This window comes from Rhizobacter sp. P2_H2 (assembly GCF_056403375.1).
Window position 1 is genome coordinate 15,672 of record NZ_JBFUFP010000001.1, and the last position, 24,181, is coordinate 39,852.

The 24,181-nt window shown below is 67.7% G+C and carries 24 protein-coding genes; 16 read left to right on the plus strand and 8 right to left on the minus strand.

The features are described 5' to 3' along the window. Positions 1–8: 8 nt before the first annotated feature. From AC1D15_RS00070 to AC1D15_RS00090, 5 genes are read left to right on the plus strand one after another with little or no spacing between them, the layout of a single operon-like run. Complete coding sequence (locus AC1D15_RS00070; protein WP_047503641.1) at positions 9–377, plus strand: glutaredoxin domain-containing protein; 369 nt, start codon at positions 9–11, stop codon at positions 375–377. Next, positions 374–1,855 (plus strand): alpha/beta hydrolase, encoded by a 1,482-nt coding sequence (locus tag AC1D15_RS00075; RefSeq protein WP_477824441.1) that lies wholly within the window; start codon positions 374–376, stop codon positions 1,853–1,855. The genes AC1D15_RS00070 and AC1D15_RS00075 overlap by 4 nt, the downstream gene beginning before the upstream one ends. Next, positions 1,852–2,622 (plus strand): ABC transporter ATP-binding protein, encoded by a 771-nt coding sequence (locus AC1D15_RS00080; RefSeq protein WP_477824442.1) that lies wholly within the window; start codon positions 1,852–1,854, stop codon positions 2,620–2,622. The genes AC1D15_RS00075 and AC1D15_RS00080 overlap by 4 nt, the downstream gene beginning before the upstream one ends. Beyond that, positions 2,619–3,791 (plus strand): ABC transporter permease, encoded by a 1,173-nt coding sequence (locus AC1D15_RS00085; RefSeq protein ID WP_477824443.1) that lies wholly within the window; start codon positions 2,619–2,621, stop codon positions 3,789–3,791. Before AC1D15_RS00080 ends, AC1D15_RS00085 begins: the two co-directional genes overlap by 4 nt. Positions 3,792–3,800: 9 nt before the next feature. Next, entirely contained in the window at positions 3,801–4,283 is a 483-nt protein-coding gene (locus AC1D15_RS00090; protein WP_047503650.1) for a GNAT family N-acetyltransferase, read from the plus strand. A 28-nt stretch (positions 4,284–4,311) separates the two neighbouring features. Here AC1D15_RS00090 and AC1D15_RS00095 read toward each other — a convergent pair whose 3' ends face one another. Next, positions 4,312–4,590 (minus strand): DUF4902 domain-containing protein, encoded by a 279-nt coding sequence (locus AC1D15_RS00095; protein WP_477824444.1) that lies wholly within the window; start codon positions 4,588–4,590, stop codon positions 4,312–4,314. Between the two features lie 281 nt (positions 4,591–4,871). Between AC1D15_RS00095 and AC1D15_RS00100 the strand changes: the two genes are divergently transcribed. Together AC1D15_RS00100 and AC1D15_RS00105 are read left to right on the plus strand one after the other, a co-directional pair. Next, complete coding sequence (locus AC1D15_RS00100) at positions 4,872–5,567, plus strand: helix-turn-helix transcriptional regulator (RefSeq protein WP_047503655.1); 696 nt, start codon at positions 4,872–4,874, stop codon at positions 5,565–5,567. Between the two features lie 128 nt (positions 5,568–5,695). Then, positions 5,696–5,854, plus strand: coding sequence for a hypothetical protein (locus AC1D15_RS00105; protein ID WP_156154782.1), 159 nt, complete (start codon positions 5,696–5,698; stop codon positions 5,852–5,854). A gap of 287 nt (positions 5,855–6,141) precedes the next feature. Here AC1D15_RS00105 and AC1D15_RS00110 read toward each other — a convergent pair whose 3' ends face one another. The 3 genes from AC1D15_RS00110 to AC1D15_RS00120 form a co-directional block, all read right to left on the minus strand. Then, positions 6,142–8,097, minus strand: coding sequence for a diguanylate cyclase domain-containing protein (locus AC1D15_RS00110; RefSeq protein ID WP_477824445.1), 1,956 nt, complete (start codon positions 8,095–8,097; stop codon positions 6,142–6,144). Positions 8,098–8,308: 211 nt separating this feature from the next. Further along, on the minus strand, positions 8,309–9,292 hold the full coding sequence (locus tag AC1D15_RS00115) for a Bug family tripartite tricarboxylate transporter substrate binding protein (protein ID WP_047503661.1): 984 nt from the start codon (positions 9,290–9,292) through the stop codon (positions 8,309–8,311). Positions 9,293–9,368: 76 nt separating this feature from the next. Beyond that, positions 9,369–9,644, minus strand: a complete 276-nt coding sequence (locus tag AC1D15_RS00120) for a YkgJ family cysteine cluster protein (RefSeq protein ID WP_477824479.1) — start codon at positions 9,642–9,644, stop codon at positions 9,369–9,371. 129 nt (positions 9,645–9,773) lie between these two features. Here AC1D15_RS00120 and mnmG point away from each other — a divergent pair, with 129 nt between their 5' ends. From mnmG to AC1D15_RS00140, 4 genes are read left to right on the plus strand one after another with little or no spacing between them, the layout of a single operon-like run. Continuing rightward, on the plus strand, positions 9,774–11,756 hold the full coding sequence (gene mnmG / locus AC1D15_RS00125; RefSeq protein ID WP_477824446.1) for a tRNA uridine-5-carboxymethylaminomethyl(34) synthesis enzyme MnmG: 1,983 nt from the start codon (positions 9,774–9,776) through the stop codon (positions 11,754–11,756). Continuing rightward, on the plus strand, positions 11,743–12,396 hold the full coding sequence (gene rsmG / locus AC1D15_RS00130; RefSeq protein WP_477824447.1) for a 16S rRNA (guanine(527)-N(7))-methyltransferase RsmG: 654 nt from the start codon (positions 11,743–11,745) through the stop codon (positions 12,394–12,396). The genes mnmG and rsmG overlap by 14 nt, the downstream gene beginning before the upstream one ends. Then, complete coding sequence (locus tag AC1D15_RS00135) at positions 12,393–13,010, plus strand: LysE family transporter (protein WP_477824448.1); 618 nt, start codon at positions 12,393–12,395, stop codon at positions 13,008–13,010. The genes rsmG and AC1D15_RS00135 overlap by 4 nt, the downstream gene beginning before the upstream one ends. 26 nt (positions 13,011–13,036) lie before the next feature. Next, on the plus strand, positions 13,037–13,816 hold the full coding sequence (locus AC1D15_RS00140; RefSeq protein ID WP_477824449.1) for a ParA family protein: 780 nt from the start codon (positions 13,037–13,039) through the stop codon (positions 13,814–13,816). Positions 13,817–13,832: 16 nt separating this feature from the next. Here the strand turns inward: AC1D15_RS00140 and argC are convergent, their stop codons facing one another. Next, entirely contained in the window at positions 13,833–14,774 is a 942-nt protein-coding gene (gene argC / locus AC1D15_RS00145) for an N-acetyl-gamma-glutamyl-phosphate reductase (RefSeq protein ID WP_477824450.1), read from the minus strand. A gap of 54 nt (positions 14,775–14,828) precedes the next feature. Here argC and AC1D15_RS00150 point away from each other — a divergent pair, with 54 nt between their 5' ends. The 5 genes from AC1D15_RS00150 to AC1D15_RS00170 all read left to right on the plus strand — a co-directional run bounded on the left by AC1D15_RS00150 (position 14,829) and on the right by AC1D15_RS00170 (position 21,538). After that, positions 14,829–15,407: an RBBP9/YdeN family alpha/beta hydrolase gene (locus tag AC1D15_RS00150; protein ID WP_477824451.1), complete on the plus strand. Its 579-nt coding sequence runs from the start codon at positions 14,829–14,831 to the stop codon at positions 15,405–15,407. Positions 15,408–15,424: 17 nt separating this feature from the next. Continuing rightward, a complete protein-coding gene (locus tag AC1D15_RS00155) occupies positions 15,425–16,318 on the plus strand; it encodes a ParB/RepB/Spo0J family partition protein (RefSeq protein WP_477824452.1) in 894 nt (297 codons plus the stop codon). Between the two features lie 381 nt (positions 16,319–16,699). Continuing rightward, positions 16,700–18,622, plus strand: a complete 1,923-nt coding sequence (locus tag AC1D15_RS00160) for a PrkA family serine protein kinase (protein WP_047503681.1) — start codon at positions 16,700–16,702, stop codon at positions 18,620–18,622. 34 nt (positions 18,623–18,656) lie between these two features. After that, a complete protein-coding gene (locus AC1D15_RS00165) occupies positions 18,657–19,934 on the plus strand; it encodes a YeaH/YhbH family protein (protein WP_047503684.1) in 1,278 nt (425 codons plus the stop codon). A 47-nt stretch (positions 19,935–19,981) separates the two neighbouring features. Further along, complete coding sequence (locus AC1D15_RS00170) at positions 19,982–21,538, plus strand: SpoVR family protein (protein ID WP_047504089.1); 1,557 nt, start codon at positions 19,982–19,984, stop codon at positions 21,536–21,538. 376 nt (positions 21,539–21,914) lie between these two features. Here the strand turns inward: AC1D15_RS00170 and AC1D15_RS00175 are convergent, their stop codons facing one another. The 3 genes from AC1D15_RS00175 to AC1D15_RS00185 all read right to left on the minus strand — a co-directional run bounded on the left by AC1D15_RS00175 (position 21,915) and on the right by AC1D15_RS00185 (position 24,080). Continuing rightward, positions 21,915–22,532 (minus strand): DJ-1/PfpI family protein, encoded by a 618-nt coding sequence (locus AC1D15_RS00175; protein WP_465110791.1) that lies wholly within the window; start codon positions 22,530–22,532, stop codon positions 21,915–21,917. Between the two features lie 31 nt (positions 22,533–22,563). Next, positions 22,564–23,097, minus strand: a complete 534-nt coding sequence (locus tag AC1D15_RS00180) for a Dps family protein (protein WP_047503687.1) — start codon at positions 23,095–23,097, stop codon at positions 22,564–22,566. A 62-nt stretch (positions 23,098–23,159) separates the two neighbouring features. Continuing rightward, a complete protein-coding gene (locus AC1D15_RS00185) occupies positions 23,160–24,080 on the minus strand; it encodes a LysR substrate-binding domain-containing protein (protein WP_477824453.1) in 921 nt (306 codons plus the stop codon). Between the last annotated feature and the right edge of the window lie 101 nt (positions 24,081–24,181).

Sequence of the window (24,181 nt, forward strand, 5' to 3'; positions counted from 1 at the left end):
GAGCCTGCATGCCGCGCCAAGTCCTTGAAGAATCCCGATTGCACCCGGCGATCCGCGAGAAGGTCGCGACGCTGAACGCGGACATCGTCCACAACGTGCAGGCGGCCGCCGCCTCGAACCCGGTGCTGGTGGTCGGCATGGCGCAGAACCCGCACTGCCGCGGCGTGCGCCGGGCGCTCGAAGCCGCCGGCGTCGCGCACCACTACCTGGAGTACGGCAGCTATTTCAGCCTGTGGCGGCGCCGCGCGGCGCTGAAGATGTGGACCGGCTGGCCGACCTTCCCGATGGTGTTCGTCAAGGGCACGCTGGTCGGCGGGCAGACCGACGTGCAGCGGCTGATCGACAGCGGCGAGTTGAAGCGGCTGCTGGGCGAATGACGCGCACGCTGCTTGCCGCGGCGCTGGTGGCCCTGCTCGCCGTTGCGGCGGCGCCGGCGCGCGCCGCAGACGAGGCGACGACACCGTGCCGCGTGGCCGGGCTGCGCAACGAGGTGCGCTGCGGCCAGGTGCGGCGGCCGCTCGACCCGGCCCGGCCGGCCGGGCCGCAGATCGACGTGCACTACGTCGTCGTGCCGGCGATGGCCCGCCGCAAGCTGCCCGACCCGGTGTTCCTGCTGGCCGGCGGGCCGGGCCAGAGCGCGATCTCGCTGGCCGGCAGCGTGATGCCGCTGTTCCAGYGCCTGAACAACCGGCGCGACATCGTGTTCGTCGACCAGCGCGGCACCGGACGCTCGGCACCGCTCGCGTGCGAGGATGAGGCGAAGGCCGGCGAGGCGGCGCTCGCCGACGAGGCCGACCCGGCGCGGCAGTTCGCCCGCATGGCCACATGCCGCGACCGGCTCGCCACGCGTGCCCCGCTCGCCGCGCCGGCCGACCTCGGCTTCTTCACGACCACGCTCGCGATGCAGGACCTCGATGCCGTGCGCACGCAGCTGGGCGCCCCGCGCATCAATCTGCTCGGCGCGTCGTACGGCACGCGCGCCGCGCTGGAGTACCAGCGGCAGTTTCCGGACCGGCTGCGGCGCAGCGTGCTCGACGGCGTCGCGCCGGCCGACATGGTGCTGCCGGTCAGCTTCTCGACCGACGGCCAGCAGGCCTTCGACGCACTGCTCGCCGCCTGCGAGGCCGAGGCGGAGTGCACGCGCGCGCATCCGACGCTGCGTGCCGACTGGAAGGCACTGCTCGCCGGCCTGCCGCGCGAGGTCAGCGCGGCCCACCCGCTCACCGGCCGCATCGAGCGCTTCACACTGACGCGCGAGATGGTGCTGGGCGCGGTGCGCGGCACGCTGTATGCGCCATGGATCGCCGCCGCGCTGCCGACGGCGCTGCACGAGGCGGCGCAGGGTCGTGTCGACGGCCTGGTCGGGCTGGGCGGACTGCTGGGGGCGCGCAAGGGCATGGGCCTCGCGATGGGCATGCATTTCAGCGTGGTCTGCGCGGAGGATGTGCCGCGGATGGCGCAGGCCACCGACCCGCCCGGCGCCGACTTCGGCCGCACGCTGGGTGCGCTGTACGAGCGCGTCTGCGCCAGCTGGCCGCGCGGTGCGGTGCCCGAGGCGTTCTACCGCCTGGCGGCCAGCGCGACGCCGGTGCTGCTGCTCAGCGGCGGGCTCGACCCGATCACCCCGCCGCGCCATGCGGACCGCGTCGCGCGCGCGCTGGGCGCGCAGGCACGCTCGGTGGTGGTGCCGAATGCCGGCCACGGCGTGATGGGCGTCGGCTGCGCGCGCGACCTGATACAGCGCTTCATCGACGCGGCCGACAATGCCGCGGCACTCGCGCTCGACACGAGCTGCCTGGTCGCGGTGCCGCGCCCGCCGGCCTTCGTCCCCTTGCAGACCGGAGCGACGCCATGATCCACATCGACCACGTCGCGAAGCGCTTCACGGCCGCGCGCGGGCGCAGCGTGCAGGCCGTCGCCGACGTGCACCTGCACGCGCCCGACGGCTGCATCACCGGCCTGCTCGGGCCGAACGGCGCCGGCAAGACGACGACGCTGCGCATGCTGGCCGGGCTGATCACGCCGGACGCCGGCCGGCTGGCCGTCGACGGGCTGGACGTCGCGACGCAGCCGCGGGCGGCGCTGGCGCGCATGGGCGTGCTGGCCGACGCGCGCGGGCTCTCGCCACGGCTCAGCGCGCGCGAGAACATCGTCTACTACGGTCGGCTGCAGGGGCTCTCGCGCGACGCCGCCCAGGCGCGCGCCGAGGCACTGGCCGAATCGCTGGACCTGAAGCCGCTGCTGGAGCGCCGCACCGACGGCTTCAGCCAGGGAGAACGCATGAAGACCGCGCTGGCGCGCGCGCTGGTGCACGACCCCGCGAACATCGTGCTGGACGAGCCGACCAACGGTCTGGACGTGCTCGCCACGCGCGCACTGCGCGAGGTGCTGCGCCACCTGCGCAGCCCGGCCGGCGGCGGCAAGTGCATCGTGTTCTCGACGCACATCATGCAAGAGGTGGAACGGCTGTGCGACAGCGTCTCGGTGGTGTCGCACGGGCGCACCGTCGCCAGCGGCACGGTGGGCGAGCTGCTCGCGCAGACCGGCGAGCGGGACTTCGAGGAGGCATTCGTGAAGCTCGCTTTCGCTGACGAGCTCGCACAGGCGGAGCACGCGGCATGAGCGGTTTGTCGTTGTTGCTGATCGTGCTGCGCAAGGAGCTGGCCGATGCGCTGCGCGACCGCCGCACGCTGATCGTCGTGCTGATCTCGAGCGTGCTGCTCGGGCCGCTGGTGCTGGTCGCGCTGTCGAGCCTGATCGCGACGCTGGAGGCGCAGGCCGAGAAGCGCGAGGTGGTCGTGTCGGGCATCGAGCATGCGCCGGCGCTGCGCAACTTCATCGAGCGGCAGAGCTATGTCGTGACGCCGGCGCCAGCCGACTACGAAGCGAAGCTGCGCGCGCAGAAGCTCGGCGATCCGGTGCTGGTGGTCCCGCCCGGCTTCGAGGCCGCGCTGCTGCGCGGCGAGCAGCCGGCGCTTGCGATCGTCTCCGACACCGGCAACAAGGCGGCCGAGGCCGGTGCCGGGCGCGTGCAGCGGCTGCTCGCGGCCTATGCCCGCGAGCGCGGCGCGCTGAGCCTGGCGCTGCGCGGCGTCTCACCCCAGCTGCTGGAGCCGATGCAGGTCGAGGAGCGCGATCTCGCGAGCGCGCAGGGCCGCGCCGCGCAGCTCACCGGCATGCTGCCGTTCTTCGTGATCATGGCGGTGGTCTACGGCGCGCTGAACGCCGCGCTTGACACGACTGCCGGCGAGCGCGAGCGGGGGTCGCTGGAGCCCCTGCTGGCCAACCCGGCACCGCGCTGGGCGCTGGTCGGCGGCAAATGGGGCGCGGTGTTCGCGCTCGCGATGCTGATCGCAGTGCTGTGCTGCCTGAGCTTCCTGCCGGCGCAGTGGCTGCTGCGCAGCGACACGCTGCAGGCGATGTTCCAGTTCGGCTGGGTCGAGGCGATGCTGTTCATCGCGCTGCTGCTGCCGCTGGCGGCGGCCTTGTCGGCACTGCTGATGGCGGTGGCGATCCGCTGCAAGACCTTCAAGGAGGCCCAGGCGAACAGCACGGTGGTGGTGCTCGCGGCCTCGCTGCTGCCGCTGATGACGCTCTTCAACCAGACTGGCGAAGCCTGGTGGCACGCCTGGGTGCCGGGACTCGCGCAGTTCACGCTGATGACGCGCGTGCTGAAGGGCGAGGCGCTGGCGATGCAGCCGGTGGCGGTCTCGCTGGCGGTCTGCACGGTGCTGACGGTGGTGAGCGTCGTCTTCGTGGCGAAGCACCTGCGCGCTGCCGCCGTTCGATAGCATGCGGGGATGAGCACTTCACCTCTTTCCCTCGACGCGCTGCAATGGCGCTTCTGCCGCTTCGACGAACTCTCGCTGCGCGAGCTGCACGACATCTACATGACGCGCCAGCAGGTCTTCTCGGTCGAGCAGAACTGCGCCTACCTCGAYGTCGACGGCCATGACGAGGCGGCGTGGCACCTCGCCGCGTGGCTGCCTGCGCAGCGCCAGCCGTTCGCGTATGCCCGAGTGCTGCCGCCCGGCGCGAAGTACGTGGAGCCGTCGATCGGCCGCGTGATCACCAGCGAGGCCGCGCGCGGCCTGGGTCTCGGCCGCGAGCTGGTGCGGCGCGCGATCGCGCATGCGCACGAGGTGCTGCCGGGGCACGGAATCCGCATCTCGGCGCAGTCGCGGCTGGAGGCCTTCTATGCGGGCTTCGGGTTCGTGGTGGTCGGCGAGCGCTACCTCGAAGACGGCATCCCGCACACCGAGATGGTGCTCGCCGCAGGCTGAATCGATGGTGCGGCCCGCAGGCCGCGTGTCAGGCCGCGCGGTCCAGCGCCCGCTGCACCTCGTTCTGCCACGGCAGCGTGTGCACGATCTCGTTGAGCCGCATCGCCACTTCCATGCCGCTCAGCTTCTCGCCACCGGCACCGAGCAACTGCAGGTTCGTGATCAGGCCGAGCGGGTCGGCCATCGCGACGATCCCCTGCTCGAGTTGCACCCAGTCCCACGCCACGCCGGCCGCGCCTTCGGAGAGCGGCCCGCCCCACAGCGTCTGGCCGGTGCTCGGCCCGGCATCGTCACCAGGATTCAACACGCGTGTGCCCAAATGCACGAAGTGAAGATCGGGGGTACTGTCCGCCTGCCACTTGACGGGCGGCCAGGCGTAGATGGTCCATGCAGGCGTCATAGCGGTTGATCGTGTTGATCCCTGAGTTTTGTGATTGGCCAATAATGTGGTCAAGTCACGGTCGCGCCTAGCTGTAAACCTTGCCAGCTGTAATCTCTGTCAGCTGTAAGACCTGTCAGGGTCGCTTGAGGTAGTGAGGCCGGAGCAAACGGTTGCGAGGTGAGAGGACCATGCTGCAAGGTGGGTACATGTCGGTGCTGCAAGCTGGAACCCGCGAGGAGTTCCAGGGCGAGATCGTTCGCTTTGCACAGCAACTCGGCTTCGAGAAAGTCAGCGCCATCACGGTCATCGACCATTTCCTGGGCGACCCGGAATTCATCGCCGTCGACAATGCGCCGTCGGCGTACCGGGATTCGTTCGAGGAGGTGGGCAATGGCCGCACCGACCCGGTGATGCAGCATTGCAAGCGACAGAGTGTTCCCATCATCTGGGATCAGAAGACGTACACCTCGGTGGGCCAGGGCGAGAAGTGGGAGCAGCAAGCCCGCTTCGGCTATTCGCACGGCATCGGGCTGACGCTGCATCTGCCTGACGGCAAACACTTCATGTTCGGTGTCGAGCGGGATCAGCCGCTGCCGACGGACCGCCAGGAGCTGACGCGCATCGTCGCCGACCTGCAGCTGTTCACCGTGCACGCCTACGAGACCGCATCACGCATCCTCATCCCCACGGCCCAGGAGCCAGGGACGTCGCCACTCACGCCACGTGAAGTCGAAACCTTGCGCTGGACGATGGATGGCAAGACCGCATGGGAAGTCGGCAACATCCTCGGTATCAGTGAGCGAACTGCTGTACTGCATGTGAACAATGCAATGCACAAGCTTGGCTGCGTCAACAAGCATCAGGCCGTCTTGAAGGCCTTGCGCATGGGTCTGATTCGTTGAGTTTTGCACTGCCTGAACTTGGCGTGCAGCGATACCTGTAAGAGCTGACAGTTACCGCAAACGAGGGGGGCTGCTGCAATAGAGCCAGTGCACGAGTTGGCGTGCACGCAGCAAGCCAGGAGCTCCTCATGCAACAAGCAATCGCACTGATCCCCTCGACGCAATCGAACGACAACGCTCGTTTCGAAAACGAATCGAAGATCGTTCGCAATGAGCCCGTCGTTCTCGACAGCAAGTTGCTGCGTTTGATCAGCGGCGGCACCGACCAGCCGAACAAGACTTGGTGAGATTCCTGGACGCAAGTCCAGTCGTGTGTGTGTGACCGTAGTAAAAGTTGATCGAGCAGTGGTCGGGCGCTCCAAATTCCCGGGATCACTGCAACGAACTCAGCGGAGGAAGTAGTAAATCGAAGAGGAACCCGTGAGCGGCTGTCACCGCAGCGAGGTTCCCTCGAAGAGACAGGGGTGTCCCTGATCTCGTCAATGTCAGTCGTGCCAAGCCAGGTCTGTTGCGCTTTGAATTGTCGAAGTGACAACAGGCTTGGCCCGGCCGCCTCGGTCCCGAGGCCGGCCCTTCAAACCCCCACCAGATTCCGCGACGCAGCCATCGCAGTGGTATAGACCACCACCTGGTTCCGTCCATCGCGCTTCGCGGCGTAGCACGCCATGTCGGCGGCCTTGAGCACCGCCGCCGCATTCGCGAAGCTGGCGTCGACCTGCACGAGCCCGATGCTCGCGCCGACGCCGAGGCTGCGGCCTTCCCACTCCAGGCGATAGCCGTTGATCGCGGCCCTCAGGCTGTCTGCAATGGCCAGCGCGCGCTTGACCGGACAGTGCGGCAGCAACACCGCGAACTCGTCGCCGCCGAGGCGCGCCACCGTGTCCGACGGGCGCACCCGCTCCTGCAATTGCGATGCGACGTCACGCAGCAACGCGTCTCCCGCCGCATGCCCCGCCGTGTCGTTGACGGCCTTGAAGCGATCCAGGTCGATGAACAGTGCGCAGAACGGCTGCTCGCCGGCGCGCTGGGTCGCCTCTTCGAGGACCTGGTCGAATTGCACCCTGTTGGCCAGGCGCGTCATCGCGTCATGGGTGGCCGACCAGGACAGGCGCGCGTTGCGCTCATGCGCCTCGGTCACGTCCTCGATGATCCAGATGATGCCGGCGCGGCGGTCGCTGCCGGGCAGCAGGTTGCCGCGGATGTGCGCCCGGAACGTGCTGCCGTCGCGCCGCGCGAGCGGGCTCTCCGCCTCGTAGGCACCATCGGCGTCGAGCGCATCGCGCGACTGCTGGCTCAGCTGCTGGTGCTGCAGCTCGCTCGTGAAGATCAGCCGCGTGTCATGCCCGAGCAACTCGGCCTTGTCGCGTCCGAACAGCTCGCAGAAGTGCCGGCTCACCAGCTCGAAGCGCCCTTCGCGCGTGAGCGCGATGCCGGCATGCGCCGCATCGAGAACCGCCTGCAGCTGCACCAGCAGCCGGTGCGTCTCACGACCCCGCAGCACCCGCTGTTCGACGACGTGCTGGAACGCGCGCGACAGCGCCCCGATCTCCCCTTCACCGCGCGGCCAGTCGCCGCGGATGGCCGCCTCGTCATCGAGCAGGCTCATCGCCCTCGCATGCAGCTGGGAGATGGGCCGCGTGATGAACCAGGCCAGCAAGCCCGCGAGCAGCGCCGCCGCGAGCCCCACGATCGCGCCGACGCGCCACGCCGTGTCGCGTGCCGCGGCGAGCGACTGCATCGCGTCCGCCTCCGGTGTGACGTGAATCAGCATCCATTCCGCAGCGGGCACCCCGGCCAGCGCGACCAGGTAGCCATGGCCCAGCGAGGCCGCCCCCTCCACGTGGATCGTGCTGCCGTCGAGGGTCCAGCGCTCGAACTCCGCACTCAGCCCGACCTCGTCGCGCGCATGGCCCATGATCCGCTTCGGATCGGCATGCGCGAGGATCTGCCCGCTGCGATCGATGACGAGATCGCGCGAGTTGTCGCGGCCGGACGAGTCGCGCAGGAATGACAGCAGCCCTGTCTTGTCCAGGCGCAGCGCGCCACCGACGACGGCCGTGACCTGGCCATCGACCTGCCGCACCGGCACGGCGAAGATCAGGACGGCCGCATGGCTGATCGCGCTGACCAGCGGCCGTGAGACCACCGGCAGCTTCTCGCGCATCGCGCGCCGGAAGTATTCGCGGTCGGCCAGGTTCGGAAACTGGGTGCCCGGCACGCCCTTCTCGAGGCGCACCAGCAGATCCCCGTTCGGGGCCAGGATGAAAACGGAATCGAACAGCAGCCCCGCCGACGGCTTGTCGACCAGGAACTGCGTCAATGCCGGCCGGTCGCGCAGCATCTCGGGCCGCACCTGGCTCGCGACGCCCTGCAGCGCCGTCTGCAGCAGTTCGAGCTTGCTCGACAGCAGGTTGGCCGTGCGCTCGACGTCATTGGCGCTTTGCAGCAGCAGTTGCTGCCGCGAGCGGCTCTGCGTGGTCGACAGGACGAAGTGCGTCGTGACGGCCGTGGCGGCAACCGCAGTGACCACGCCGGCGGCAACGATCTTGAATTTGACCGAGGACGCAACCCGACGCAGCAGCTGACGAAACATCAAGACCATGGACAGCGGATCCAACCCACGGTGTCGGCGGCAACCCAGCGCCGCCCGACAAACCGTGCCCGCGGATGCTCCCACGCACCCCCAGGCGGCAAAACGCCGGGAAGCGGGTCGATCGCGGTGCAGTTCCGCCCTTGCCGGATCAGTCCGGCTTGATGCGCGCCCGCGTGATCACCGGCTTCCAGCGCGCCTGCTCCTGGGCGATGAACTGCGCGAACTGCGCCGGGGTGTTGCCGATCGCCTCGGCCGCATCGCCCTCCAGGCGCTCCTTGGCGGCCTGCGAACGTATCGCCTTCGCCGCCTCCACCGCGAGGCGGTCCGCATACGTTTGCGCGAGGCTGGATGGGGCCATCAACCCATACCACTGCGTCATCTCGAAGTTCGGAAACCCTTGCTCGGCCACGGTCGGCACGTCGGGCAGTTGCGCGAGGCGCTGCTTCGAGCCTGTCGCCAGGCAGCGCAGCTTGCCGGCCTTGATGAACTGCAGGATGGCCGGCGCGCCGACCGAGGCCGCATCGAGCCGCCCCGCCAGCAGGTCCGTCAGCTGGGGTCCGGTGCCGCGATAGGGAACATGGACGATGAACAGGTTGGCGACGGCCTTCAGGTACTCCATCGCCAGGTGCCCTGCACTGCCGTTGCCGGCCGAGCCGAAGTTCATTTGTCCCGGCTTGCTGCGCACCAGCGCGATGAACTCCTTCAGGGTCTTCGCCGGGACGTCCGGGTGAACGACGTAGAGGCTCGGCACCTTGGCCAGCAAGGTGATCGGGCGGAAATCCTTGACTGGGTCGTACGGCAGCTTGTCGTACATGAACGGGTTCACGGCGAGCGTACCGATGTGCCCCAGGATCAGCGTGTGCTGGTCGTCGGCGTGTGCCACGTCGGCCATCGCGATGTTGCCGCTGCCGCCCGGCTTGTTCTCGACGTAGACGGTCTGGCCAAGGCCTTTGCTCAGTTCGACAGCCGTTGAACGAGCCACGATCTCCGAGCTGCCGCCCGGTGCGAACGGCACGACGAAGCGGATCGACCTGGTCGGCCAGGCCGCGCCCTGCCCCCAGCCGATCGTGGGAAGGGAGCCTGCCGCCGCAGCGGCCAGCCAGTCGCGGCGGGTGATGGATGGGAATCGCATGTCGATGGCTCCGCGCAGTAGGGATGAACGAGTCTAGAGAGCCTCGGCGGCCGGGGCATTGGGGGTAGCCGCAGCGTCAAGGCGACGCGGGGCGGGTCTGGTGTTCAAGCTGGGTCAACCAGTGGATTGCGTGGATGGCATCCGCGCCGCACATCTCGGTGCTGGGCTGCAGCGAGCCGCAGACGGCCGGCCGCTCGGGGTGCCCGAAGATCCTGCAGCGCAGATCCGCGTCGAGCTGCACGCAGGGCACGCCCGCCGGCTTGCCATTCGGCATCCCGGGAATCGGCGTGCTGATCGACGGCGCGATGCAACACGCCCCACACGTCGGTCGGCACTTCAAACCCATGCTCATCGGTTGTTCCACGTGAAACCAAGGTGACGGAAAGCCGCCCCCCGCCTAAAATCCGACCTTCGCCGGCGTCCCTCACGCCCTGCGTTTGCAGCAGCCGACATTGCTGCCGTGACCCCAACCGGAGCCCCCATGTTGTTCCCCCATGATTTCGACGTGATTGTCGTCGGCGGCGGCCATGCCGGCACCGAGGCCGCGCTCGCCGCCGCACGCATGGGTTGCAGCACCTTGCTGCTGACGCACAACATCGAGACGCTGGGCCAGATGAGCTGCAACCCGTCGATCGGCGGCATCGGCAAGGGGCACCTGGTCAAGGAGGTCGATGCGCTCGGTGGTGCGATGGCGACCGCAACCGACGAAGCCGGCATCCAGTTCCGCATCCTCAATGGCTCGAAGGGCCCTGCGGTTCGCGCGACCCGCGCGCAGGCGGATCGCATCCTCTACAAGGCGGCCATTCGCCACCGGCTGGAGAACCAGCCGAACCTGACGCTGTTCCAGCAGGCGGTCGATGACCTGATCGTCGAGGGCGATCGCGTGGTCGGCGCTGTCACCCAGGTGGGCATCCGCTTCCGCGCCCGGGCCGTCGTRCTGACCGCCGGCACGTTCCTGGACGGGCGCATCCATGTCGGCCTGCAGAACCATGCGGGCGGCCGCGCCGGAGATCCGCCGGCAGTCTCGCTGTCGGCCCGGTTGAAAGAGCTGAAGTTGCCGCAGGGGCGCTTGAAGACCGGCACGCCGCCGCGGCTGGACGGCCGCTCGATCGATTTCTCGAAGCTGACCGAGCAGCCCGGCGACCTCGATCCGGTGCCGGTGTTCAGCTTCATGGGCCATGCCTCGCAGCATCCGCAGCAGTTGCCCTGCTGGATCACGCACACCAACGAGCGCACGCACGAGATCATCCGCAGCGGCTTTGACCGCAGCCCGATGTTCACCGGCGTCATCGAGGGCGTGGGGCCGCGCTACTGCCCGAGCATCGAAGACAAGGTCAACCGCTTCGCCRACAAGGACTCGCATCAGATCTTCCTGGAGCCCGAAGGCCTCACGACCCACGAGTTCTACCCGAACGGCATCAGTACCAGCCTGCCCTTCGACATCCAGCTCGCCGCGGTGCGCTCGATGCAAGGGCTGGAGAACGCGCACATCCTTCGGCCGGGCTATGCGATCGAGTACGACTACTTCGACCCGCGCGGCCTGAAGGCCAGCTTCGAGACCAAGGCCATCGGCGGCCTGTTCTTCGCGGGCCAGATCAACGGGACGACCGGCTACGAAGAAGCGGCGGCCCAGGGGCTGTTCGCCGGCATCAACGCCGCCCGCCAGGTGCGAGGGCAGGACGCCTGGACGCCTCGCCGCGACCAGGCCTACCTCGGCGTGCTGGTCGACGACCTGATCACGAAGGGCGTCACCGAGCCCTACCGCATGTTCACCAGCCGCGCCGAATTCCGGCTGCAGCTGCGCGAGGACAACGCCGACCTCCGGCTCACCGAGGCTGGCCGGGACATGGGCCTGGTGGACGACGCGCGCTGGGATGCGTTCAATCGCAAGCGCGATGCTGTTTCACGTGAAACCGAGCGCTTGCGCTCGACCTGGGTGCACCCCAACCTGCTGCCGGCCGCGGATGCCGAGCGGCTGCTGGGCAAAGCCATCGAGCACGAATACAGCCTGGCCGACCTGCTGCGTCGGCCCGGGGTGGATTTCGATGCAGTCGCTGCCGTCGCTTCCATCGCGAAGCCGGAGGCCGGTGTTTCGCGCCCGGCCCTTCATGCCGAACTGGGCCAGACGCTCGCCGACACCGTGATCGAGCAGGCCGAGATCAGCATCAAGTACGCCGGCTACATCACCAAGCAGAACGATGAAGTCGAGCGGGCCGCCCACTTCGAGAGCCTGCGCCTGCCGGCCGAGCTCGACTACGCCCAGGTCACCGCGCTCAGTTTCGAGGCGCGCCAGAAGCTAGCGAAGCACCGGCCGGAGACCCTGGGACAGGCCTCGCGCATTTCAGGCATCACCCCGGCCGCGATCTCGCTGCTGCTGATCCACCTGAAGAAGGGTCGCTTCAAGGAGTTCATGGCCGCCGACCGCGCCGGCAACGACAGCACGCCGACCGATGCAGCCGCCTGAGGCCGATACCCTCGCCCGCGGATTGGACCGGCTCGGGCTCACGCTCGACGCCGACCAGCAAGCTCGGCTGCTGGCCTACCAGGCGTTGATCGCAAAGTGGAACCGGGTCTACAACCTGACGGCCGTCCGCGACCCGTCCGAGATGCTGACGCACCACCTGCTCGACAGCCTGTCGGTCGTCGGGCCGCTGCGCCGGCATGCCGCCGGGCGACCGTTGCGGGTGCTCGATGTCGGAAGCGGCGCCGGTCTCCCGGGTGTCGTGCTCGCCATCGCCGAGCCGTCGTGGCGCATCACCTGCGTCGACACCGTTGGCAAGAAGGCCAGCTTCATCCAGCAGGCTGCCGCCGAACTGGGTTTGCGGCAGCTGCGTTCCGAGCACGCACGGGTCGAGGCGATGCCACCCGCCCAAGCCGACGTGATCACCTCCCGTGCCTTTGCCTCGCTGAGCGACTTCACCCGGCTGACTGAAAAGCACCTTGCCCCGGGCGGCATCTGGATGGCGATGAAGGGCAAGGCACCGACCGCCGAAATCGCCGAGCTGCCGGCCACCCTCGATGTGTTTCACGTGGAACCATTGACCGTTCCCGACCTGGATGCCGAGCGCTGCCTGGTCTGGATCCGCCCGAAGGCTGCCGAATGAGCGCGCTCGGCATCTCCGACTACGGCTCGTTCTGTCTGGCCATCGTGCTGTTCCTCGCCCTGCCCGGTCCGGGCACGCTGGCCTTGCTGACCTCGACCGCCAAAGGCGGATTCCGTGCCGGTGCGGCCGCCACACTCGGTGTGATCGCTGGCGACCAGGTGCTGCTGTGGTTGGCCGTCGGCGGCGTCGCGGCCTTGCTCGCCTCACACCCCACAGCATTTCGGTGGGTGCAGTACGGCGGCGCAGCCTACCTGGCCTGGATCGGCCTGCGGCTGCTGCTGGCCCGGCCCGGCGACGCCTCGCCCATCCGCATCGAGCCGCGCGACTACGCACGCCAGGCTTTCCTGATCACCTTGCTGAACCCGAAGGCCATCGTGTTCTACATGGCCTTCTTCCCGCTTTTCATCGACCCTGCCACCCAGCGCGGCGCGGTCACTTTTGCCGCGATGGCCGCGACGATCGCACTGATCACCCTCGCCTACTGCCTGGCGCTGTGCGCCTTCGCGCAGTCGGTGTCGAACAAAGTTCGCCGGCACCGCCGATGGGCCGCGTGGTTGCAGAAGGCGGCTGGTATCTTCCTGATCGGCTTCGGCATCCGCCTCGGCAGCAACTGATCCCTCTTCCAGCAGCGCCCTCCTCCATGACCCGCATCTTCTGCATCGCGAACCAAAAAGGCGGCGTCGGCAAGACGACGACCACCGTCAACCTGGCCGCCGGCCTGGCGCAGATCGGCCAGCGCGTGCTCGTCGTCGACCTGGACCCGCAGGGCAATGCGACGATGGGGTCGGGCATCGACAAGCGCGCGCTGTCGCTGAGCGTCTACGACGTGCTGCTGGAGTCGGCCACGATCGCCGAGGCCCGCCAGCGCAGTGACAAGGTCGGCTACGACGTGCTGGGCGCGAACCGTGAGCTCGCCGGCGCCGAGGTCGAGTTGGTCAAGCTGGAGCGGCGCGACAAGCGCCTGAAGACCGCGCTCGAGGCGGTCTCGACCGACTACGACTTCGTGCTGATCGACTGCCCGCCGTCGCTGAGCCTGCTGACCTTGAACGGCCTGTGCAGCGCCCATGGCGTGGTCGTGCCGATGCAGTGCGAGTACTTCGCGCTCGAAGGCCTGTCGGACCTGGTCAACACCATCAAGCAGGTGCACGCCAACCTGAACCCCGAGCTGCAGCTGATCGGCCTGCTGCGGGTGATGTTCGATCCGCGCATCACGCTGCAGCAACAGGTCAGCGATCAGCTGAAGACGCACTTCGGCGACAAGGTGTTCAACACCGTGATCCCGCGCAACGTGCGCCTGGCCGAAGCGCCCAGCTACGGCCTGCCCGGCGTGGTGTTCGACCCCGCCTCGCGGGGCGCGCAGGCTTTCGTCGAATTCGCGGCCGAGATGGTCGCGCGGGCCCGCGAGGCCGTGCCGGCCTGACGCCCGTCCCGTCGACTCAGAGCCCCAGCCCTTCGTCCAGCCCGAGGTGCACGTTCATCGTCTGCACCGCCGCACCGCTGGCGCCCTTGCCGAGGTTGTCCAGCCGCGACATCAGCAGCACCTGGCTCTCGTTCGCGAACACGAACAGGTCGACGCGGTTGCTGTCGTTGCAGGCCTGCACGTCGAAGAAGCCGTCCTCGAGCGTCGCCGCATCGCGCAGCGGCATCACGCGGATGAAGCGCTCGCCGTCGTAGCGCTTCGTCAGCGCCGCATGCAGCGACTCCGGGCTCGCACTCGCCGACAGGCTTGCCAAGTGCAAGGGCACACTCACCGCCAAGCCCTTGTAGAACCTGCCAACGATCGGCATGAATACCGGCTTCGTCGTGAGCCCGGTGTGGGCCATCATCTCGGGAATGTGCTTGTGCGCGAGCGTCAAGCCGTAGGGCCGCGGCGCATCGAGGCGCGCATCACCGCCCGCCTCGTACTGCTCGATCATCTTCTTGCCGCCACCGGAGTAGCCGGTGATCGACGTGGCGCTGACGCCGAGCGGCGCCGGCACGAGCCCGGCATCCACCAGCGGACGCATCAGCAGGATGAAGGCGCTGGCATGGCAACCGGGGTTCGCGAGGCGCTTGCTGCCGCGGATCTTCGCGCGCTGGTCGGCAGCCAGTTCGGGCAGGCCGAACACCCAGCCCGGCACCGTGCGGTGGGCCGTGCTGGCGTCGATCAGGCAGGTGTTCGGGTTCGTCACCAGGGCCGCGGCCTCGCGCGACGCCGCATCGGGCAGGCACAGGAAGGCCACGTCGGCGGCATTCAGCAGGCGGGCGCGTTCGGCGGCATCCTTGCGCCGGTCGGCATCGATGCGCAACACTTCGACGTCGCTGCGCGCCGCCAGGTACTCGTTGATGCGCAGACCGGTCGTGCCTTCCTGGCCGTCGACAAACACGCGATGCTTCATTGAATCGTCCACCCGCCTGAAAAAGAACTCGGACCGCGAGGATAAGCCACCTGCATGACAAACGCTGATCCGCAAGCCCTGCACGACGTGCGGGTGCTCCTGCTCCCCGGCTGGGAGAACTCCGACCCCGGTCACTGGCAAAGCCTCTGGGAACGTGAACACGGCGACCTCCGCGTCGAGCAGGCCGACTGGCTGTGGCCGAAACGCGGCGACTGGATGGCCCGCCTCGAAGAGGTGCTGCTGCAGGACGAGCGGCCCGCGCTGCTGGCGGCGCACAGCCTCGGCTGCCAGTTGGTCGCCGCATGGGCCTCGCACTCGCGGCACACGGCCCGCGTGCGCGGCGCGCTGCTGGTCGCGCCGCCCGACATCGAGCGCCCCGACATGCCGCCCCAGCTGACGCCCTGGCGCCCGATCGCCCGCCAGGCCCTGCCGTTCGCGAGCATCGCGGTCGTCAGCAGCGACGACCCGTTCTGCGCCGCCGAACGCGCCGCGCAGATGACCCGCGCCTGGGGCAGCCGGCAAATCGACATCGGCCCACGCGGCCACATCGACAGCCAGTCCGGGCTCGGCGCCTGGCCCGAGGGACGCGTGCTGCTGCAATCGCTTCGATCGCCCGCGGCCCGCGCCGGGTGATCAGGGAAAATGCCCGGATGGCAACCAAGAAACCCAAAGGCCTCGGTCTCGGCCTCGAAGCACTGCTCGGCCCCACGGTCAGCGACTCCCCTGTTCCGGCCGACGACGGCACGCCGCGCACGCTGAAGCTGACCCAGCTGCAGCCCGGCAAGTACCAGCCGCGCACGCGCATGGACGAGGGCTCGCTGTACGAGCTCGCCGAGAGCATCAAGGCGCAGGGCATCATGCAGCCGGTGCTGGTGCGCCCGGTGGGCCCGAACCGCTACGAGATCATCGCCGGCGAACGCCGCACGCGGGCCGCGAAGCTGGCCGGCCTCGACGAGGTGCCGGTGCTGGTGCGCGAGGTGCCCGACGAGTCGGCCGCCGCGATGGCGCTGATCGAGAACATCCAGCGCGAAGACCTGAACCCGCTCGAAGAGGCGCACGGCATCGCGCGGCTCGTCAACGAGTTCCACCTGACGCATGAGCAGGCGGCCCAGGCCGTCGGCCGCTCGCGCAGCGCCGCGAGCAACCTGCTGCGCCTCTTGAACCTCGCCGAACCGGTGCAGCAGATGCTGATGGCCGGCGACCTCGACATGGGCCACGCCCGCGCGCTGCTGCCGCTCGATGGGGCGCACCAGATCCTCGGCGCGGGCGAGATCGTCGCGAAGAAGCTCAGCGTGCGCGAGGCCGAGAAGCTCGTGACCCGGCTCGGCTCGTCGCGCCAGCAGCCGCTGCTGCGCGTGCCGAAAGAGAAGCCGCGCGACATCGCACGCATCGAGGAAGAGCTCTCCGATGCGTTGACGGCACAGGTCGAGATCCGCGTCAAGAAGCGCACCAAGCGGGGCGAACAAGGCGAAGTCGCCATTGCCTTCGGCTCGCTGGAGGAGTTGAATGGACTCCTCGACAAGCTCGGACTCACCAGCACCTGACATGCCGATCGACAACCGCCGGACCGCACATCGTTGCGCAGATCCGTCCGCAGAATCCCTGAGCCCCGCATCAGGAACTTCCCCGGCCTCCAACGGCTCATTGCATGCATCATCCACTCAGGTGGGTGACACGCTGCAACAGACAGGGGCACACTATTTGCTGTACACCTTCACATCACCGAAGCGTTGAACAGCGGGCTTATTTCTCCACATCTCCACGCACACGACACCCCGAAATGACGCAAGCTTGAATCACGAGATCAGCTGACCGCACAGGAAAGCTCTGATGGAGCCCTCAACCGGGACTTCATCAGAACTTCCCCAGACGGCAGCGAAGGTGGCCCCTTCGCTGTCGCCCACCCGATGTCTCAGGAGGTCAGCATGGACGTGATCAGCCATTTCGCCGCACGCTTCGAGCGCACGCGTGAGGAGGAACTCTCGCTGGAAGAGTACCTCGCCGAATGCAAGCGCAACCCCGTGGCCTACGCCACCGCTGCCGAGCGCATGCTCAAGGCGATCGGGGATCCACAGACCATCGACACGCGCAACGATCCGCGGCTGTCCCGTCTGTTCGCCAACAAGGTCATCAAGATCTACCCCGCCTTCGCCGAGTTCTACGGCATGGAAGACTCCATCGAGCAGGTGGTGTCGTATTTCCGGCATGCCGCGCAGGGGCTGGAGGAAAAGAAGCAGATCCTCTACCTGCTCGGCCCGGTGGGCGGCGGCAAGTCGTCGATCGCCGAGCGGCTGAAGGCGCTGATGCAGGAGGTGCCGTTCTACGCGATCAAGGGCTCGCCGGTGAACGAGTCGCCGCTCGGCCTGTTCGACGCGATCGAGGACGGCCCCATCCTCGAGAAGGAATACGGCATCCCGCGCCGCTACCTGCAGCGCATCCTGTCGCCGTGGGCCGTCAAGCGCCTGGATGAATTCGGCGGCGACATCCGCAAGTTCCGCATCGTCAAGCGCTTCCCGTCGGTGCTGAAGCAGGTCGGCATCGCAAAGACCGAACCGGGCGACGAGAACAACCAGGACATCTCGTCGCTGGTCGGCAAGGTCGACATCCGCAAGCTCGAGACCTATGCGCAGGACGACCCCGATGCGTACAGCTACTCCGGCGGGCTGTGCCTGGCCAACCAGGGCCTGCTCGAGTTCGTCGAGATGTTCAAGGCGCCGATCAAGGTGCTGCACCCRCTGCTGACGGCCACGCAGGAAGGCAACTACAAGGGCACCGAAGGGTTCGGTGCGATCCCGTTCGACGGCATCGTGCTCGCGCACAGCAACGAGAGCGAGTGGAAGGCGTTCCGCAACAACAAGAACAACGAGGCCTTCCTCGACCGCATCTACATCGTCAAGGTGCCGTACTGCCTGCGCGTCAGCGAAGAGGTCAAGATCTACGAGAAGCTGCTGCGCGGCTCGTCGCTCGCGCAGGCCACCTGCGCGCCGGGCACGCTGAAGATGATGTCGCAGTTCGCGATCCTCACGCGCCTGAAAGAGCCCGAGAACAGCAGCCTCTACTCGAAGATGCTGGTGTACGACGGCGAGAACCTGAAGGACACCGACCCGCGCGCGAAGAGCTTCCAGGAGTACCGCGACTACGCCGGCGTCGACGAGGGCATGAGCGGCATCTCGACGCGCTTCGCGTTCAAGATCCTGTCGAAGGTCTTCAACTTCGACAGCACCGAGGTCGCCGCGAACCCGGTGCACCTGATGTACGTGCTCGAGCAGCAGATCGAGCGCGAGCAGTTCGCGGCCGAGGTCGAGCAGAAGTACCTCGCGTTCATCAAGGAGCACCTGGCGGTGCGTTATGCCGAGTTCATCGGCAAGGAGATCCAGACCGCCTACCTCGAGAGCTACAGCGAGTACGGCCAGAACATCTTCGACCGCTACGTCACGTATGCCGACTACTGGATCCAGGACCACGAGTACCGCGACACCGACACCGGCGAGGTGTTCGACCGCGGCTCGCTGAACGCCGAGCTCGAGAAGATCGAGAAGCCGGCCGGCATCGCGAACCCGAAGGATTTCCGCAACGAGATCGTCAACTTCGTGCTGCGTGCACGCGCCAACAACGCCGGCAACAACCCGGTCTGGACGAGCTACGAGAAGCTGCGCACGGTGATCGAGAAGAAGATGTTCTCGAACACCGAGGAGCTGCTGCCGGTGATCAGCTTCAACGCGAAGGCGAGCGCCGACGAGGCGAAGAAGCACGAGGACTTCGTCACGCGGATGGTCGCCAAGGGCTACACGTCGAAGCAGGTGCGCCTGCTCTGCGAGTGGTACCTGCGCGTGCGTAAGAGTTCCTGACCCGCCGACCGACGATCGACGACGAAAGGCCCTCATGCTCCAGCAGATTATCGACAGACGGCTGGCGGGCAAGAACAAGTCCATCGGCAACCGCGAGCGCTTCCTGCGCCGCCACAAGGACCAGATCCGCGAGGCGGTCAAGCGCGCGGTCGATGGGCGGGGCATCCGCGACATCGCGCAGGGCGAGGACATCCACATCCCGAAGCGCGACATCGCCGAGCCGGTGTTCGGCCACGGCCAGGGCGGCAAGCGCGAGATGGTGCATCCGGGCAACCAGGACTACGTGCGCGGCGACCGCATCGAGCGGCCGAAGGGCGGCGGGGGCGGCGGCGGCGGGGGGCAGGCGAGCGATTCCGGCGAGGGGGACGACGATTTCGTCTTCCACCTCAGCAAGGAAGAGTTCATGCAGGTCTTCTTCGACGACCTGGCGCTGCCCAACCTCGCGCGCACGACGCTCGCCGACACGCCCGAGTTCAAGACCCACCGTGCCGGCTACAGCAGCGACGGCACGCCGAACAACCTGCATGTGGTGCGCTCGATGCGCGGCGCGATCGGCCGGCGCATCGCGCTCGGCGCCGAATCGCGGCACGAGCTGAGCGAGCTCGAAGACCAGCTGGTGCAGCTCAAGCGCCACCCGCACCCGAACCCGTTCGCGCACGAGATCCCGCCGCTCGAGCTGAAGATCGAGGCGCTGCGTGCACGCCTGAAGCGCATCCCCTACCTCGACCCGATCGACCTGCGCTACCGCAGCCGCGTGCGCGTGCCGGTGCCCACCTCGAAGGCGGTGATGTTCTGCCTGATGGACGTGTCCGGCTCGATGGACGAGGCGCGCAAGGATCTCGCGAAGCGCTTCTTCATCCTGCTGTACCTGTTCCTGACGCGCCACTACGAGAAGATCGACATCGTCTTCATCCGCCACCACACGCAGGCGCAGGAGGTCGACGAGCAGAACTTCTTCCACTCCACCGAAACCGGCGGCACCGTGGTGTCGAGCGCGCTGGTGCTGATGGAGGAGATCGCCCGGGCCCGCTACCCGACCAGCGAATGGAACATCTACGGCGCGCAGGCGAGCGACGGCGACAACTGGCACCACGACAGCGGCCGCTGCCGCGAGCTGCTGGCCAACAACATCCTTCCGCTGTGCCGCTACTTCGCCTACGTGCAGGTGGCCGAGGAAGAGCAGAACCTGTGGGACGAGTACTCGGCGCTGGCCGCCGACACGAAGGCCTTCGCGATCCGCAAGGTGACCGAGGCCTCGCAGATCTACCCGGTGTTCCGCGAGCTGTTCAAGAAGGAGGGTGCACCGACATGAACCTCCACGCCACTCCACCCTGGGGCGCCGAGCGGCGCAAGAAACAGATGCTGACCGCCTTCCCGAAACGCCGTGCCTCCGACCTGGCCGCACCGAAGCGTGCGCACGAGCCGCTGCCCTCGCCCACCGACTGGTCTTTCGAGCTGGTTGAGCGCTACCACGAGGTGATCAAGGCGACCGCCGAGCGCTTCGGCCTGGACACCTACCCGAACCAGCTCGAGATCATCACCGCCGAGCAGATGATGGACGCCTACGCGTCGGTCGGCATGCCGGTGAACTACCGCCACTGGAGCTACGGCAAGGAGTTCATCTCGACCGAGAAGAACTACCGCCGCGGCCACATGGGCCTCGCCTACGAGATCGTCATCAACTCCGACCCCTGCATCAGCTACCTGATGGAGGAGAACACGATGGCGATGCAGGCGCTCGTCATCGCCCACGCGGCCTACGGGCACAACAGCTTCTTCAAGGGCAACTACCTGTTCCGCATGTGGACCGATGCGTCGTCGATCATCGACTACCTGGTCTATGCGAAGAACTATGTCACCGAGTGCGAGGAGCGGCACGGCCTGGACGCGGTCGAGAACTTCCTCGACAGCTGCCATGCGCTGATGAACCACGGCGTCGACCGCTACCGCCGGCCGAGCCGCAAGTCGCTCGCGCAAGAGCTGGCCGACGCGAAGGACCGCGAGGCCTATGCGCAGCGCCAGATCAACGAGATGTGGCGCACGCTGCCGCGCAAGGCCGACAAGGCCGGGCAGGAGGAGGCCGAGTCGCGGCGTTTTCCGGAGGAGCCGCAGGAGAACCTGCTGTACTTCATCGAGAAGCACGCGCCGCTGCTGGAGCCGTGGCAGCGCGAGATCGTTCGCATCGTGCGCAAGGTGGCGCAGTACTTCTACCCGCAGCGCCAGACGCAGGTGATGAACGAGGGCTGGGCCACGTTCTGGCACCACTCGCTGCTGAACACCATGTACGACGACGGCTACCTGAGCGACGGCATGATGATCGAGTGGCTGAAGTCGCATACCAACGTGGTGTACCAGCCGCGTGTCGGCGACCGCGGCTACAACGGCATCAACCCGTACGCACTCGGCTTCGCGATGTACACCGACATCAAGCGCATCTGCCAGAACCCGACCGACGAGGACCGCCATTGGTTCCCGCAGCTGGCCGGCAGCGACTGGCTCGAGTCGATCGACCATGCGATGCGCAACTTCAAGGACGAGAGCTTCATCGGCCAGTACCTGTCGCCGAACCTGATGCGCGAGTTCCGGCTGTTCGCGATCGTCGACGACGAGAAGGACAAGGAGCTGGAGGTCTCGGCCATCCACGACGAGAGCGGCTACCGGCGCGTGCGCGAGGCCTTGTCGCACCAGTACGACCTGGGCAGCCGCGAGCCCAACATCCAGGTGTGGAGCGTGAACCTGCGCGGCGACCGTTCGCTGACGCTGCGCCATGCCCAGCACAACGACCGGCCGTTGCACGACAGCGCGCAAGAGGTGCTGAAGCATGCGGCCCGGCTGTGGGGCTTCGGCGTGCACCTGGAGAGCATCAACTCGGCGGGCGAGGTGCAGAAGCGCTGGTCGGTGCCAGCACCTGGTTGAGCCCCCCAGTCGCTACGCTCGTGCGTTCGGCGCTCGCAGCCCGGGTGACAACCCGGGAATCAACCCCCATTTGTTCGCTTGTCACCTCCACAAGGCAGGGCGGTGGCAGAAGGCGCGTGCGGGGAGGCTGTGGAGCGCCAATAAGGAAGGTGCGCCGGAGCTGGCTGGATTCATGGYCCGCGCGCGCAGCGCGCTTCGTGCACTGACTGTCGCCGACTGTTTGACCACAACGAACGAAGTGAGTGGCGGGAGTTTCGGCGACGGGCCATGAATCCAGACAGTGGAGGGGAGTCTTCGCCCCGACAGGGGCGAAGACCGCACCTGACGGCGAGCCACAGCCTCCCCGCACGCGCCTTCCGCGCGAACGAACGAACACCTACAGCAGCAACTCGTCGGGCGGTATGAAGACCCGCACCGTGCTGATCAGCTTGTCGACGTAGGCCTCTTTCTCACCGACCGGCGCCACGTAGTGCAGCGCCTTCGCCGTCGCATCGACGCCGGCGCGCCGCAGCATCGCCCAGGTGGCGAGGTACTGCGAGGCCAGGCAGCCACCGGCCGTCGCGATCGGGCCGCGTGCATGGAACGGCGCATCGACCACCCGCACGCCCGCCTCGACCACCCACGGCTTGGTGGTCAGGTCGGTGCAGGCCGGGATGTCGGCCAGCAGCCCCAGCCGCGCCAGCAGCAGCGTGCCCGAGCACTGCGCACCGATCAGCTGGCGCACCGGGTCGAGTTGCAGCCGGTCGAGCAATGCGCTGTTCTCGGCGATCGCCCGCGTGTAGATGCCGCTGCCGAACAGCACGATGTCGGCCTCGTTGGCGAACTCCAGCGGCTGCTGCGTCTCGATCGTCACGCCGTTCATCGACGTGAGCCGCTGGCTCGGGCCGGCGATCTCGACCGTCCAGCCGGCCGGCCGCAGGCGGCTCAGCAGGCCGAGCGCGATGAACGAATCGAGCTCGTTGAAGCCGTCGAAGGTGACGATCGCGACGCGCACCGGGGTGGGCCCGTTCATCGGGCAGGCCCTCTCACTCTTCGAGCAGGCTGCGCAGCATCCACGCAGTCTGCTCGTGCACCGTCAGGCGCTGGGTCAGCAGGTCGGCGGTCGGCTCGTCGCCGGCCTTGTCGGCCAGCGGGAACAGGCTGCGCGCCGTGCGGGCGACGGCTTCATGGCCCTGCACCAGGATGCGCACCATCTCGAGCGCCTTCGGCGGCACGGCCGGTGCGTCCTGGATGGAGGCCAGCGCGCCGAACTGCCCGTACGAGCCCGGCGCCGGATGACCCAGCGAGCGGATGCGCTCGGCAATCGGGTCGACCGCGGCCCACAGCTCGGTGTACTGCGTCATGAACATCAGGTGCAGCGTGTTGAACATCGGCCCGGTGACGTTCCAGTGGAAGTTGTGCGTCGTCAGGTACAGCGTGTAGGTGTCGGCCAGCAGCTTGCTCAGGCCGCCGGCGATCGCCGCGCGGTCCTTGTCGCTGATGCCGATGTGGATGCCGAGGCTGCCGCTCGGGGCGGTCGAGCCGGAGGCAACGGCTGCGGTCTTGGTCTTCTTCGCCATCTGGGAATCTCCGGAAATGAAAGGTGGTTCGGATTGCAGTCTAGTCAGGGATCAAAGGCCCCTCACGACACTTTGCTGACGCCCTCGAGCGGGCAGGCATAGATCGCGTTGCGCAACGCGGCGATCGCCTCGTAGCGCGTGAAGGTGCGCCGCCACGCCAGCACGACGCGCCGCGTGGGCACGGGCGCCGCGAACGGCACGTAGCGCACATGCGGCTGCTGGTCCTTCGGCACGCTGAGTTGCGGCACCACGGTGACGCCCATGCCGGACGCCACCATGTACTTGATGGTCTCCAGCGACGAGCCCTCGAAGCTCTTGCGGATGCCCTCGGCATCGCTCGAGAAGCGGGCGTACTCGGGGCAGACCTCGAGCACGTGGTCGCGGAAGCAGTGGCCGGTGCCGAGCAGCAGCATCGTCTCCTGCTTGAGCTCCTCGGCGGTGATGCGCTTGCGCTTGGCGAGCGGGTGGTCCTTGGGCACCGCGACGRCGAAGGGCTCGTCGTACAGCGGCGCGACCGCGAGGCCGGTGTCGGGGAAGGGCTCGGCCATGATCGCGCAGTCGAGCTCGCCGGTGCGCAGCATGTCGAGCAGCCGGGCGGTGAAGTTCTCCTGCAGCACCAACGGCATCTGCGGCACGCGCTCGATCGCCTGCTTCACCAGGTCGGGCAGCAGGTAGGGGCCGATCGTGTAGATCACGCCGACGCGCAGCGGCCCCGACACCGGGTCCTTGCCGCGCTTGGCGATCTCCTTGATGCCGGCCGCCTGGTCGATCACCGATTGCGCCTGGCGCACGATCTCTTCGCCGAGCGGGGTCGCGCTCACCTCGTTGGAGCCGCGCTCGAACAGCTTGACGTCGAGTTCCTCCTCGAGCTTCTTGATCGCGACGCTGAGGGTCGGCTGCGAGACGAAGCAGGCCTCGGCGGCACGCCCGAAGTGCTTCTCGCGGGCGACCGCAACGATGTATCTCAACTCGGTCAGTGTCATGGCATCCCGCTCTAACCCCGGCACGGAGGAAGCGGAAGAATATCCGACACCCGGGCGCGCGTCATGCGCCTGCCGGCATCGCCTTGCGATACCTCGGGCTG